General features: G+C 73.5%; 12 protein-coding genes and 6 pseudogenes. 4 read left to right on the top strand and 14 right to left on the bottom strand.

Annotation, left to right across the window (positions count from 1 at the left end; translation table 11 throughout):
• Positions 1-24: 24 nt before the first annotated feature.
• Positions 25-216 (bottom strand): annotated as a pseudogene (locus ACZZ0J_RS08615) (glycosyltransferase); the annotation flags it as partial.
• Here ACZZ0J_RS08615 and ACZZ0J_RS08610 point away from each other — a divergent pair.
• Both ACZZ0J_RS08610 and ACZZ0J_RS08605 read left to right on the top strand, forming a co-directional pair.
• On the top strand, positions 188-760 hold the full coding sequence (locus tag ACZZ0J_RS08610) for a hypothetical protein (RefSeq protein ID WP_463436245.1): 573 nt from the start codon (positions 188-190) through the stop codon (positions 758-760). The pseudogene ACZZ0J_RS08615 and the gene ACZZ0J_RS08610 sit on opposite strands and share 29 nt — an antisense overlap.
• Positions 694-1,002, top strand: a pseudogene (locus ACZZ0J_RS08605) (hypothetical protein); the annotation flags it as partial. The gene ACZZ0J_RS08610 and the pseudogene ACZZ0J_RS08605, both read left to right, overlap by 67 nt.
• On the opposite strand, the gene ACZZ0J_RS08600 reads toward ACZZ0J_RS08605, so the two are convergent.
• The 9 genes and pseudogenes from ACZZ0J_RS08600 to ACZZ0J_RS08560 all read right to left on the bottom strand — a co-directional run bounded on the left by ACZZ0J_RS08600 (position 975) and on the right by ACZZ0J_RS08560 (position 8,397).
• Entirely contained in the window at positions 975-1,157 is a 183-nt protein-coding gene (locus ACZZ0J_RS08600) for a hypothetical protein (protein WP_463436244.1), read from the bottom strand. The pseudogene ACZZ0J_RS08605 and the gene ACZZ0J_RS08600 sit on opposite strands and share 28 nt — an antisense overlap.
• Before the next feature lie 85 nt (positions 1,158-1,242).
• Positions 1,243-1,731 (bottom strand): hypothetical protein, encoded by a 489-nt coding sequence (locus tag ACZZ0J_RS08595; protein ID WP_111084734.1) that lies wholly within the window; start codon positions 1,729-1,731, stop codon positions 1,243-1,245.
• Between the two features lie 246 nt (positions 1,732-1,977).
• Positions 1,978-2,100 (bottom strand): annotated as a pseudogene (locus ACZZ0J_RS08590) (ATP-binding protein); the annotation flags it as partial.
• 74 nt (positions 2,101-2,174) lie between these two features.
• Positions 2,175-2,690: pseudogene (locus ACZZ0J_RS08585) on the bottom strand (sensor histidine kinase); the annotation flags it as partial.
• Between the two features lie 302 nt (positions 2,691-2,992).
• The gene (locus ACZZ0J_RS08580; protein WP_463436243.1) at positions 2,993-3,487 is read right to left on the bottom strand and encodes a hypothetical protein; all 495 of its coding nucleotides are present in this window, start codon (positions 3,485-3,487) and stop codon (positions 2,993-2,995) included.
• Between the two features lie 61 nt (positions 3,488-3,548).
• Positions 3,549-4,181: a response regulator transcription factor gene (locus ACZZ0J_RS08575; RefSeq protein WP_463438159.1), complete on the bottom strand. Its 633-nt coding sequence runs from the start codon at positions 4,179-4,181 to the stop codon at positions 3,549-3,551.
• A gap of 124 nt (positions 4,182-4,305) precedes the next feature.
• Complete coding sequence (locus ACZZ0J_RS08570) at positions 4,306-6,480, bottom strand: ArnT family glycosyltransferase (RefSeq protein ID WP_463436242.1); 2,175 nt, start codon at positions 6,478-6,480, stop codon at positions 4,306-4,308.
• 199 nt (positions 6,481-6,679) lie between these two features.
• Entirely contained in the window at positions 6,680-7,492 is an 813-nt protein-coding gene (locus ACZZ0J_RS08565) for a fructosamine kinase family protein (protein ID WP_463436241.1), read from the bottom strand.
• 44 nt (positions 7,493-7,536) lie between these two features.
• Positions 7,537-8,397, bottom strand: coding sequence for a LysR family transcriptional regulator (locus ACZZ0J_RS08560; protein WP_463436240.1), 861 nt, complete (start codon positions 8,395-8,397; stop codon positions 7,537-7,539).
• 58 nt (positions 8,398-8,455) lie between these two features.
• Here ACZZ0J_RS08560 and ACZZ0J_RS08555 point away from each other — a divergent pair, with 58 nt between their 5' ends.
• Together ACZZ0J_RS08555 and ACZZ0J_RS08550 are read left to right on the top strand one after the other, a co-directional pair.
• Positions 8,456-9,379 (top strand): DMT family transporter, encoded by a 924-nt coding sequence (locus tag ACZZ0J_RS08555; RefSeq protein WP_111084731.1) that lies wholly within the window; start codon positions 8,456-8,458, stop codon positions 9,377-9,379.
• Positions 9,376-10,329 carry a UbiA family prenyltransferase gene (locus ACZZ0J_RS08550; protein ID WP_463436239.1) on the top strand — a complete coding sequence of 318 codons (954 nt, stop codon included), beginning with the start codon at positions 9,376-9,378 and terminating at the stop codon, positions 10,327-10,329. Before ACZZ0J_RS08555 ends, ACZZ0J_RS08550 begins: the two co-directional genes overlap by 4 nt.
• On the opposite strand, the pseudogene ACZZ0J_RS08545 reads toward ACZZ0J_RS08550, so the two are convergent.
• The 4 genes and pseudogenes from ACZZ0J_RS08545 to ACZZ0J_RS08530 form a co-directional block, all read right to left on the bottom strand.
• Positions 10,308-10,769 (bottom strand): annotated as a pseudogene (locus ACZZ0J_RS08545) (FAD-dependent monooxygenase); the annotation flags it as partial. The gene ACZZ0J_RS08550 and the pseudogene ACZZ0J_RS08545 sit on opposite strands and share 22 nt — an antisense overlap.
• A gap of 235 nt (positions 10,770-11,004) precedes the next feature.
• A pseudogene (locus tag ACZZ0J_RS08540) lies at positions 11,005-11,154 on the bottom strand (hypothetical protein); the annotation flags it as partial.
• A gap of 68 nt (positions 11,155-11,222) precedes the next feature.
• The gene (locus ACZZ0J_RS08535; protein WP_463436238.1) at positions 11,223-11,486 is read right to left on the bottom strand and encodes an FAD-dependent oxidoreductase; all 264 of its coding nucleotides are present in this window, start codon (positions 11,484-11,486) and stop codon (positions 11,223-11,225) included.
• Between the two features lie 10 nt (positions 11,487-11,496).
• Entirely contained in the window at positions 11,497-12,729 is a 1,233-nt protein-coding gene (locus ACZZ0J_RS08530; RefSeq protein ID WP_463436237.1) for an acyltransferase family protein, read from the bottom strand.
• Positions 12,730-12,777 lie beyond the last annotated feature (48 nt).

The raw sequence follows: 12,777 nt of genomic DNA, 5'->3' as shown, positions 1-12,777 counted from the left end.
GACCGCGTGCACGCCGGGCAGCATGGCGGCCAGGTCGTCGGCGATCCGCGCGGTGTCGTCGGTCGAGGCGTTGTCGGCGATCGTGATCCGCCAGGTGTGGTGCAACGACGTCCGGCAGAACGTGTGCAGGCGTCGCACGTGGGCCGCGAGCGTGTCCTGCTCGTTGTAGCAGGGGACGACGATGTCGATGTCGAGGGTCTGGTTCGTCTCCGTCATGCCGCTCATGCTCGGCAGCGGGCACATGCGGACCGAGGCAGTGCGCTGTGCGCCCGGTAAGAACGGCGTTCGGCGACCGTTCACGTCACGGTCGAACACGACAGGTGTCGCGCGGATACGGTCGACGGACGATGACGACCGAGCGCGACGACGCACACCGATCGGCGGTGCTGCTCCCGGGGAGCGGCTCGGCCTGGCGCTCGACGAGCGGTGTCCGGAGTTCGAGGAGCTCCTGCTCACCCCTCCGCTGCACGGCATCCGACCGGACGGCCACGACTGGCTGCGACGCCGGTACGCCGAGATCGTCCCGCTCGTGCTCCCCGCCGCGCTGCGGGCCGTCGAGCGCGGTGAACCCGTCGACCGCGAGTGCCTCGCCCAGCTGCGCGCGGTGGCGGCCGCGAGCGCCGAGGACCCCGCGTCGACGTGTCGGTCGTGCTCCGCGGGGCCCTGCCGGCGATCCGGGTCTTCGCCCTCGTCATGCACACGGCCACCCGCGACCACGCCGTCACCATCGACCACGCCGGCCGGACGATGCTCGCGATGAGCCGTGCCTCGCTCGTCGCCCACGAACTCGGCTCGTGCTGGGCCGAGGCCTGGGCTCAGCAGCGACGGCGATCGGCGGGCGAGGCCGCGGCGGCGGTCACCACCGGGGAGATCGACCTCGTCGCCCGTGCGCCCGGCCTCGACGAGACCGAGGAGCAGATGCTCGCGCTCGCCGCGCAGGGGCTCTCGAACGACGAGATCGCGAAGGAGACGGCCTACAGTCGCCAGGCCGTCGCGTGGCACCTCGGACGGCTGATGAAGTCGTGGAAGGCGCCGAACCGGACGGCGCTGGTGTCGGTCGCCTTCGTGAAGGGGTGGATCCGCGCACGGCGCGAGGTCCGCGGTGCAGCACGGACCTGGCCCCCGGCGATCGAGCCCGCCGCCGAGCGTCCCGCCACGCACGACGACGCCCCTGAGACCGTGGTCCCCGGGGGCGTCGGTGCAGCGCTGGCGGATCAGCGCCGGCGGATCAGCGCCGGCGGATCAGCCGCCGTTCACGTGGATGACGTTGTCGATGCGTTCGATGTTGCCGAACGCACCCCAGTTCAGCCAGCCGCCGTCACCGTTGTTCGTGATCGAGCCGGGGCCCTTGAACCAGTAGATGACGTAGTTGCCGCCCTTGATGTCGATCGACTGCGCGTCCGCGACGTCGCCGGACACCGTGATGTCCTGGTTCTTGTTGACCACCGCGACGGTGAGGCGGTCAGGGTTGCCGGCGTTCCAGTAGCCGACGTCGAGCGCGGCCTGCACGGCGCCGCCGCGGTCGCTCTGGTCGTTCACCGCGTCCTTGATCGCGTTCACGATCGCGACCGGGTCGAGGTTCACGTTGACGTTGCCGCCGACGGAGGCCGAGGTGCTCGGTGCGGGTTCGGCGGCCTGTGCCGGTGCCGCGACGAACGCCCCGGCGATGACGGCGCCACCGAGGGCGGTGCCGGCGAGGAGCTTGACGGACTTGCGCTTGAACGAGTTCATGATCGTGTTCCCATCTCTGCGGTGGTGACCCGTTTGGGTCGTCCAGCTCGGACAGGACCCAGCCTGCGTCGCCGGGTGCCGGGTTGCACGCGTTCAGCCCGGACGTTGGACGATCGTCTGACGATCCGTCCGGCGCCGCGATGGTGTGCCACCCTCGCTGGTCGCGAGTGCGCTTCGTGAGCAGGAATGGTCGAGTGGCGCCGGAGCACGCGACCGTTTCTGCTCACGAGGCGGGCGAGGCGGACGTCACGAAGCGGGCTGCCCCGGCAGGTCCACCGTGAACGCCGTCCGACCGGGGCCGGAGGCCACCCGCACGCTCCCGCCGTGCGCGGACACCACGGCCTGCACGATCGCCAGCCCGAGGCCGCTCGTCCCCTGGCCCTGCGCACGGGTGCGCGAGGCCTCACCCTGGTGAACCGGTCGAACAGCGTCGGCAGGGCCTCCGACGGGATCGGCGGCCCGTCGTTGGCCACGACGAGGCGAGCGGCCGCACCAGCACCGGACGGCCCCACCCGCTGCAACGACACCACCACCGCGGTCCCGGTCGGGGTGTGCGTCCGGGCGTTCGCGAGCAGGTTCGTCACGACGCGACGCAGCTGCTCCGCGTCGCCGGTCACGGTCAGCGGGTGGTCGTCGACGATCTGCAGGGTCCACCGGTGCCCGGGCGCGGTGGCTCGGGCGTCCATCGTCGCCTCGACCACGATCGAGGTCAGGTCGACGGGTTCGCGCACGATCGGGGACACCGGAGCCCCGGACGCCAGGGCCGTCGCGTCGAGCCGCGCGAGCAGCAGGAGCTCCTCGACGAGGTCGCCCATCCGCACGGCCTCCCGGCCGATCCGGTCGACGTTCCGGTGGATCGCGTCGAGGTCCGACGAGCGCGCGGTCAGCTCGGCGTAGGCCCGGACGGTCGCGATCGGCGTCCGCAACTCGTGCGAGGCGTCGGCGACGAAGGTCCGCATGCCGGCCTCGGCGTCGCGGCGCACCGTGAGCGCCCGGGCGACGTGCCCGAGCAGCCGGTTCAGCGCGGTGCCGACCTGCCCGACCTCGCGGTTCGCGGTGAGGTCGGCGTCGGCGACCCGCACCGGGATGTCGGTGTCGCCGCGCTCCAGGTCGAGGTCGGTCACCCCGGAGGCGACCTCGGCGACGCGTTCGAGCGGTCGGAGGGACCGCCGCACGAGCAGTGCGAGGGCCCACGCGGCGACGACGAGGCCCAGCACCGTGACGATCCCGATGACGAGCAACAGGCGGGCGATGGCGGCGTTCAGGTCGCCGAGGGGAGTGCGGTGACGAACACGTCGCCGTCGTCCCCGACCGCCTGCGCCCGGTAGGTGCCGAGCGAGCCGAGGTCGATCGTCGCGGGGTCGGCGCCGCTGTCGACCGCGGTGAGCGTCTGCCGTTGCGCCGACGACAGCCCGTGCTGGTCGCCGTCGCTGTCGGTGTACCCGCCGAGCACGACGGTGCCGTCACGGACGATCGCGACGACGGTACCGGCGGACTGCCCGGGCGCCCCGATGAAGGCGTTGTCCGGATCCGGACGGTCCGACGACGATCCCGACGACGATCCCGACGACGACCCGGGCGGCGGGCCGGTGGGAGCGTCCGCACCGTCCCGGCCGCCGACGGTCCGGTTCGCCGCCGTCGACAGCTCCGCGTCGAGGCGGTCGACCAGGTACCCCGGAACGCGACGACGGTCACCGCTCCGACGACGACGTTCGTCGCGACGAGCAGGAGCGCGACGGCAGCCACGACCCGCCACCGCAACGACGGCACCCGTCCGGCGCGGGTCGGACGGGCCCGGATCGCCTTCGTCGATCGGCTCACGTCGTCGGCCGCAAGACGTACCCTGCCCCGCGCACCGTCTGCAGCATCGGCTCGCGTCCGGCGTCGAGCTTCTTCCGCAGGTACGACACGTACATGTCGACCAGGTTCGACGACGACCCGAAGTCCATGCCCCAGACGCCCGCGAGCAGCTGTTCCCGCGAGAGCACCCGGTTGGCGTTCCGCGCCAGGTGCCGCAGCAGCTCGTACTCGGTCGGTGTGAGCTCGATTGGTTCGCCGGCACGGCTGACGGCGCGGGCGTCCTCGTCGAGGCGGAGGTCACCGACCACCACCTCGGCGCTCCCGCCCACCGCTGCGACCCGAGCGGAGGTCCGTGCCAGGATCCGCGCCCGGACGAGCAGCTCGTCGATGCCGAAGGGCTTCGTCAGGTAGTCGTCGCCGCCGCCGGTGAGTCCGGCGAGCCGGTCCTCCGGGGCGTCGCGCGCGGTGAGGAAGAGCACACGGACGGCGTCGCGGGAGTCGCGGAGGCGCTCGAGCACCTCGAACCCGTCGATGTCCGGCAGCATCACGTCGAGGACGATGACGTCGGGCTGGAACTCCCGCGCGGCGAACAGGACGTCTCGCCCGCGGTGCACGGCTCGCACGGCCCAGCCGTCCCCCTCGAACGCCAGGGCGACGGCGTCGGCCAGGGCGTGCTCGTCGTCGACGACGAGGGCACGGACGGGGTGCCGTCGGTGCGCTGCAGCGGCTGGCCGGTCACGTCCGCGAGCCTATCCACCGCGCCCTCGTCGTCGATCACTTCGTGGTGCTCAGGTCGTAGACGGTCTGCCCGCCGACCGTGCTCGACTCGTAGTTCGCCGCGACCCACTCCTGGATCGCCGAGGCGGTGGACGACCCGCCGCCCATCCCGCCGCCACCGGAGCCGGACGAGACGTAGTACCCGATGTCCCCGTCGGCGACGTACGCCTTGAACTGGGCGAGCGTGGGTGCCGGGTCGCTCGACCAGCCACCGATCGCCATGACGGCGGTGTCGGTGTCGAGTTCGAGCTGCGCGGCCGACTGGGATCCGTTGACGGCGGCCGCCCACTTCGCGTCGGACGCCTCGAGCAGCTCCTGCAGGGCGGACGAGGTCGACGCACCTTCGCCACCGCCCCCGGTCTGGAGGCCCGTCCCCGACCCACCCTCGGAGGTCGCGTCGTCCGTGCCGTCCTGGCCACCGCCCGGTGCCGTGCCGGACGTGCCGTCCGGCATCTCCGGCGCCTCGCCGGACGCGCCCTCCGGCGGGGTCCCGCCGGGACCCTGCTGGGAGTCGGACGTGCTGTCGGAGCCGCCGTCGTCGGAGCCGGAGGTCGACCCACCCGGTCCGCCCGTGCCTCCCGGGAAGCCACCGGTGCCCCCTCCCATCCCACCGGAGCTGCTGCCCGCCGGACCGACGCTCGGGATCGAACCGGAGTGCGCGACGGTCGTCGTGGCGAGGGCGTAGGCCGTGGTGCCGGTGAGCCCGAACAAGGTGCCCGCGAGGACGCCGATCGTGACCAGCTTGCGGAGCGACGGGACGCTGCCCATCACCACGAGCGCTGCGGACAGCAAGCCGCCGGCCAGCATCACCCAGCGGAGCCAGGGCAGCCACGTCGGGTTCTCGTTGAGCAGGCACCAGCCCCAGAACGCCGTGGTGCCGACCATCGCGGCCAGGCCGATCCGGCCGGTGAAGCGCTCCCGTGCGTGCCAGAGCAGCGCGCCGCCGGTGCCGACGAGTCCGGCGATCGCCGGAGCGAGCGCGACCGTGTAGTACGGGTGGATCGTGCCGGACATGTACGAGAACACGAGTCCGGTGACCAGGAGCCAGCCGCCCCACAGGACGAGTCCGGCGCGGGCCGGGTCGGCCAGGTGACGGCGTCCGACGACGACCAGACCGACCACCAGCGCGATGAGCGCTGCGGGCAGGAGCCACGAGATCTCGAGCCCCATCTCGGACGAGAACAGCCGGTTCAGGCCCGTCGAGCCACCGAAGGAGCCACCCGCGGTACCGCCGGTCATGCCGCCGCCTCCGCCACCGTTGCCCGAGCCGCCGAAGATCCGACCGAGGCCGTTGTAGCCGAACACCAGGTCGAGGACGGTGTTGTTCGTCGAGCCGCCGATGTACGGGCGGGACTCGGCTGGCCACAGCCACACGGCGACGACCCACCAGCCGGCCGACGCCACGAGGGACCCCGCGGCGAGGAGCAGCCCGATGACGCGCCTGCCCCAGGTGGTGCGCGCGGCGAACAGGTAGACGAGGCCGAATGCGGGCAGGACGAGCAGCCCCTGCAGCATCTTCGTCAGGAACGCGAAGCCGAGGGCGACCCCGGCCAGGGCGATCCACTTCCAGCTGCCCCGCGGCAGCGCGCGCACGGTGCAGTACGCGCCGGCGGTCATGAGGAACACGAGCATCGCGTCCGGGTTGTCGAAGCGGAACATCAGGGCCGCCGCCGGGGTGGCCGCGACGACGAAGCCGGCGAGCAGGGCGCCGACGTTCGCGGTGGTGGTGCCGACGCGGGCGAGGGTGCGGCGGACCGTCCCCCACACCAGTGCGACGGACCCCACGGCCATGAGTGCCTGGGGGAGCAGCAGGCTGAAGCTCGAGAAGCCGAACAGCCGGGCCGACACCACCATCACCCAGAGCGACGCCGGGGGCTTGTCGACCGTGATGAAGTTCGACGAGTCGAGGGAGCCGAAGAAGAACGCCTCCCACGACTTCGTGCCGGCCTGCACGGCGGCGGCGTAGAAGCTGTTGGCGTACCCCGAGACGCTGAGGTCCCAGAGGTACACCACGGCGGTCAGGGCGAGGAGCGCCCAGAACGCCGGCCGGAGCCAGCGGGCGTCCTCGCGCTCGCCGAGGAACAGGCGGGCGAGCGGCTTGCGACGCCGATCCTGCGCGTCGGTGTGCGCGGCATCGCGTCGATCGGTCACGGGTACCGGGTACGTGGTCATGTCGATGAGCATCCGGGGCGTTCCCCGAACGCGGCACTGTGCCGGCTGTGCGCGGGCTAAGGAACGTCGGGCGCGGCCGGCGCGGCGCACCGTGCGCAGTGGTCCGGCCCGTGCGGGGTTGACCGCTCGGTGCGCGGTTGTAGCGCCGCACGGAGCGCGCAACCTCGCACCGAGCGAGAGGACCCGCACCGTGCGCGGGTCAGGCGTACCGCTGCGCCGCGTGCAGCGCCGCCCCCGTGTAGGACCCGCCGAACAGGAACACGTGCAGCAGCAGCGGCGCGAGCTGGTGGAGTTCGACGCGCTCCTGCCAGCCGTCGGCGAGCCGCGACTCCCGGTCGTAGGCGGCGAGCACCGTCTCGAGGCGCGGCAGCCCGAACAGTCCGAGGAGCGCCAGGTCGGTCTCGGCGTGCCCGCCGTGCGCGATCGGGTCGATGAGCACCGCGCCGGTCGGTTCGGACGCCTCCGTCGGCCAGAGCACGTTGCCGGCCCACAGGTCGCCGTGCAACCGCGCGGGCCGGTCCCCGACGAGTGCGGGCTGCGGCGACCCGAGCGTGCCGTCCTGCACCCGGTCGGCGACCCGGTCGAACACGGCCGCCTGGGAGTGGTCGAACCCGCCGGTGTCGACGATGCGCCGGACGAAGTCGCGGATCCGGTACTCGGCGAAGAACGCACCCCAGGTGGTCGGTGCGTGCGCGGCGTCGACGAACGGGGTGCGAGAACGGCCCATTCGGAGCGCGGCGCCCGTCGTCCAGCCGGCGGGCGGTGCGCCCCAGTGGTCGGCGCCGGCGGCGTGGGTGTGCGCGAGGGAGCGTCCGAAGCGCTCGGCCTGTGCGGCGGTGGGGGAGCCGTCGGAGATCAGCTCGAGGTCGAGCACGGTCGGGGTCGGCCGGTCCAGCACCCGCGCGATCCTGGTGCCGCCAGCGTCTTCGGCCTCGGCGAGCCAGCCGAGGCCGGCGGCTTCGGCTGCCGCTTCGTCCGGGGTGGTGAAGGTCTTCACGTGCGTCTCGGCCATCGGTCCATCCTGCCGAGGGTCCCCGTCGTCCGTTCAGCAGGTCGTCAGACCGCGTCGACCAGCGCCCTCGCCAGCGGGTGCCACTCGCGCGACGACGGGCCGCTCAGCACCAGGGTCCGCTCGAGTCGCCGCGCCATCGGCACCATCACGAGGTCCGGCGGCAGCATCACCCGGCCGAGCGTCGGCACGATCGAGACGCCCTCGCCCCGTTCGATCATCCCGAACATGGTGCTCATCTCCCGCACCCGGTGGGCGTACCGGAAGGGGCGTCCGTCGAGCTCGTGCAGCTTCTGGATCTGGTACTCGCACCCGCCGCCGCCCGCGACCAGGCCGTCCTCGTGCAGGTCGTCGAGCGTGAGCGCGGGCAGCTCGGCGAGTGGGTGGTCGCGTCGCACGACGGCGGCCATCTCGTCCCAGGCGACGACGACGCCCCCGGCCGGCACCGGCGCGGGGTCGACGAGCACGGCGGCGTCGACCGTGCCGCTCTCGAGCCACTCGGGCATCTCGTCGTCGTCGCCCTCGTAGACCTGCACGTCGACGTCGGGCAACGTCACCGCCCACAGCTCGCGGAGCCGCGGCAGCAGGCCCTGGCAGACGGTGGGGACGGCCGCGAGTCGAACGGTGCCGCGCGCCGTGGCGGGCCGGACCACTGCCTCCAGGGCGTCGACCGAGGCGAGCACGCTGCGGGCGTGGGCGAGCAGGCGGTCGCCCAGGGGTGTCGGGACGGCGACCGCACCGCGCCGGACGACCGGGCCGCCGACCTCGCGCTCGAACCCGGCGACCGCATGGGACACGGCGGACTGGCCGACGCCGAGCACGGAGGCCGCGGACGTGAACGACCCGGCGTCGAGCGTGGCGACGAACGCACGGAGCTGGGGACCGAGACGGCCATGCGTGCTCCTCATGACGGCATGAACCCCATGCGTTTGCCGCATGGGCGTTGATGGTTCGACACTAGGCCACATGAACGCCCTCCTCTACGGTCTCGTCGCCCTCACCTGGGGCTCGAGCTTCCTCTTCGCGAAGATCGGCCTCGACGGACTCGCACCGCAGCAGGTCGCCACCGTCCGGACCGTCCTGGGCGGCGTGACGCTCGTCGTGTTGTTGCTCGCGACCCGTCGTCGCTGGCCGCGGGAACCCCGCGTGTGGGCGCACCTGGCGGTCGTCGCGTTCTTCCTGAACGCCCTGCCGTCGTCGCTGATGGCGTGGGCCGAGCAGACCGTGCCGTCCGGGCTCGCGAGCATCTACAACGCGACGACCCCGATCATGACGCTGGCGGCGCTCGCGGTGCTCGTGCCCTCCGAGCGGCTGCGGGGCCGGCAGGTGGCCGGGATCGTGGTCGGCATCGTCGGCGTGCTGGTGCTCGTCGGTCCGTGGGACCTGCTCGGCGACCCGGCCGTCCTGGCGAGCGTCCCGGGGCAGGTGGCGTTGCTCGGCATGACCGCGTCCTACGGCATCGGCCTCGCCTACCTGCGCCGCGTTGCGGTGGGCAGCGCGTACGACCCGGTCACGATCGCGACGGTGCAGCTCACGCTGGCGTCGGGCATGCTCCTGCTGGTCGCGCCCGCCATCGCCACCGGCCCGGTACAGCTGGACGGGAGGATCGTGGCCGCGATGGTCGCGCTCGGTTGCGTCGGCACGGGGCTGGCCTACGCGTGGAACACGCGCCTGGTCCAGGCGTGGGGCGCCGGTCGGGCGTCGACGGTCACCTACCTGACGCCGGTGGTCGGCGTGGCGCTCGGCGTGCTCGTGCTCGGTGAGCGCGTGCGGTGGAACGAGCCGGTGGGCGGACTGGTCGTGCTGCTCGGCATCGCGCTGGCCTCGGGGGTGCTCGGCCGTCGGAGTCTGCGTCGCCCGGCACGCCCCGCCCGTACGCTGGCCGGGTGACCTCCGGCCAGGACCCCCACGTGGTGCGACTGCTGTTCGCCTCGTCCCACCCCGGCCCGACGGTCACGGTCACGGTGCTCGCCGCCGTCATCGCCGCGGCGGTCGGACACCCGGTGTGGCTCGTGGTCCTGGTCGCGCTGACGGTGGTCGCCGGGCAGCTGTCGATCGGCCTGGCGAACGACTGGATCGACGCCGACCGCGACCGTGCCGTCGGCCGGAGCGACAAGCCCGTCGCCCGCGGGCTCATCGCGGTCGAGACGGTCCGCACGGCGGCGTTCGTGACCGCCGGGGTCGCCGTGGTCCTCTCGCTGTTCCTCGGGCCCGTCGCCGCCGTCGCGCACCTGGTGCTCGTGGCCGCCGGGTGGGCCTACGACGCCGGGCTGAAGCGCACCGTGTGGTCGGTCGTGCCGTTCGTCGTCGCGTTCGGGCTGCTGCCGGTGGTCGCGGTGGCCGCCGGTCCCGGAGCGCTGTGGCCGGCGTGGTGGGCGATCGCCACCGGCGCGGTGTTCGGCGTCGCGATCCACTGCACGAACGTCCTGCCCGACCTGGTGGACGACGCCGCCACCGGGGTCCGTGGGTTCCCGCACCGCCTCGGGCTCGGGGAGCCGGGATCGTCGCGTTCGGGTCGCTCGTCGTCGCGGCCGGCCTTGTGCTCGGCGGACAGGTGCTCGGTGACGACCCGGTCCGCGGCGTCGGGGTCGTACTGGCCGTGGTCGGAGCGGTCGTCGTGCTGGCGCTCGCCGTGGTGGGGGTCCGGCTGGTGCTGGCGGGACGGGCGTCGCGGACCCTGTTCCGGCTCGTCATCGCGTCGTCCCTGGTGCTCGTCGTCGAGCTCGGGTTCGCCGGGGCGCGACTCGTCGCCTGACGCACTTCCGTGCGGGCACCGCGCGGCTCGCCTGACGCGCTTCCGCGGCGCCGACGCGAGCCGTCAGGCCCAGCGCATGGCGTAGAGCCGGGCCAGGCCGTGCGCGGTCGGCAGCGACAGGACCGTCCGGAGCAGCGCCTCCCGTCCGATGGTGGAGACGGCACCCAGCGGACGACCGAGCCCCATGTTCGCCTCGGCCTGCCGGGCTGCACGGCGGGCGGCAGCCTGGCGGCGGGCGGCGTAGCCGGGCCACGGTCCCGCCACGCCGGTCCGGACCGCGCCGGCGAGCAACGGCGCGAGCTCGGCCGCGTCGAGCCAGCCGAGGTTCATGCCCTGCCCGCCGATCGGGCTGATCTCGTGGGCGGCGTCGCCGACGAGCACGACCCGGCCGACGCCGACGCGGTCGGCCGCGCGGCGCCGCACCCGGAAACCGCTGAGCATCGTGCACGAGGCCGGTTCCGGGACGACGCCCGTGCGTGCGGTGACGATCGCGGCCAGTCGTGCCGCCGTCTCCGGGTCGGGGTCGCGCCGCTCGGGGCGAACGCCAGCGAGTCGGGCACGAGGGCGACGTACCGGCGCCGACCGTGCGGCAGGGGAAGGACTCGACGACGCCGCCGGATCCGACGTCCACCAGGGCGGCGGTCCGGGCGTCGGCGCCTTCGGGGTCGGCGAAGTCGCCCATCACGTAGCGGTCCGGGTAGTCGCGTCCGGTGGTGCCGATGCCGAGCAGGTCACGGACGACGCTCCTCGCGCCGTCGGCCCCGACCACGAAGGCGGCACGCACGGCGACCACATCGCCGTCCGGGCCGGTGCCGACCGCGTCGACGTGGTCACGGTGCCGGGACAGTGCGGTCACCGTCGTCCCGGTGCGCAGCGCTGCCCGGTCGACAGCGGCCAGCCGGTCCCGCAGCAGGGACTCGGTGCGGTGCTGGTCGAGCGTCGCGACGTACGGGTGGGTGTCCGAGGCACGGTCGAAGGTCAGCGTGCCGAGCGTCCGCCCCGGCTCCGCGCGACGCCGGTGCGCACGAGGGTCGCCTCGGCGAGCACCGGGACGTCGAGCCCGATCTCGGCGAAGGCGTCGAGCGACGGCGGGTGGATGCCGATGGCGCGGGAGCCCTCTGGTGGACCCGGGCGACGCTCCCACACCCGCACGGCGACGCCCCGGGCAGCCAGCAGCGCGGCGAGGAACAGGCCGACGGGACCACCGCCGACGACGAGGACGTCGGTGCGCTCCGTGGTCACGGGCCCGAGCCTACGGTCGGGCGGTCGAGGTGCGTCCAGCTGTGCTGCTCGTGCGCAGACGGTGCCGGAGACGTTCGACCGGGACCTCGACCGCGTAGGCGGCGCCGATCGACACGAGCAGCACCGCGCCGACCAGCCCGACCGTGCCCCACGCGCCGATCGCGAACGTGCCGAGCAGCGCGATGACGAGCGGGTGCCACAGGTAGGCCGAGTACGACACCCGTCGTCCGAACCACGCCACCGGGGTCCAGCTCAGCGCGGTGGCGACGGGCGAGCGCACCGACACCAGGCCACCGATGAGCACCGCCGCGATCACCCCGGTGACCGGCAGGACGACACCGAAGGTCCAGGCGTGCTGCGTCCAGTCGTCGTCGATCCAGAGCAGCACACCCGCCAGGAGCCCGAGCCCGGTCCAGGTCGCGACGTGTCCGGCGATCCCGGCTGCCCGGACGCGCACCCGTTCGTCGTCGAGCAGCAGCGCGAGCGCGCACCCGATCGCGAGCGGCACGACGCCGAGCACCGGCGAGAAGTACACGTCGGGGGTGGCACCGCCGCTGGGGGTCCGGTAGCTCGCCCACGACGCCGCCGACGCTCCGACGACCAGGACGCCGAGGCCCGTCAGCAGCCAACGCCGTCGGGCCCGCAGCGCCGCGAGCAGCACGAGCACCGGTGGCCAGACCAGGTAGAACTGCTCCTCCATGGACAGGCTCCACGTGTGCGCGAACACACCCTGCGTGGTGTCCCAGAACGCGCGGAAGAGGTTGCCGGTGTAGGTCAGGGCGATGACCCCGGCCTCGCCGGCCGAGAACGACGCGCCCTTGTAGTCACCGACCCAGTTCCACAGCAGCAGACCCACCGCGACGAACACGAGCAGCGCGGGATAGAGCCGGAGCAGGCGCTTGAGCCAGAACGACCCCAGCCGGACACGACCGGTGCGTCGGCGCTCGCCGAGCAGCAGCGTGGTGATCAGGAAACCGGACAGCACGAAGAACACCGTCACGCCGATGAAGCCGCCCTCGAACTGCGGGACGTGCAGGTGGTACAGGACGACGGCGAGGATCGCGAGGGTGCGGAGTCCGTCGAGGGCGGGTGCACGGTGGGTGAGCGGGGGCGGTGGCGTCCGGCCCGTCGGGTCGCCGTCGGTCCGGCCCCGCGTGGTCGTCGCGTGGCCGGGCGTGGTCGTCGCGTGGCCGGGCGCGGTCGTCGCGTGGACCCGCTCGGGCGAGAGCACGTCGGTCGTCACGGGCACCTCCTGCGCGATCGGGAGGCCACGGCAGCGGGACGCGTCGTG

The organism is Curtobacterium sp. AC272 (assembly GCF_979258155.1).
The sequence above is the reverse complement of the archived record's forward strand: the minus strand, read 5'-3'. Positions and strand labels throughout refer to the sequence as shown.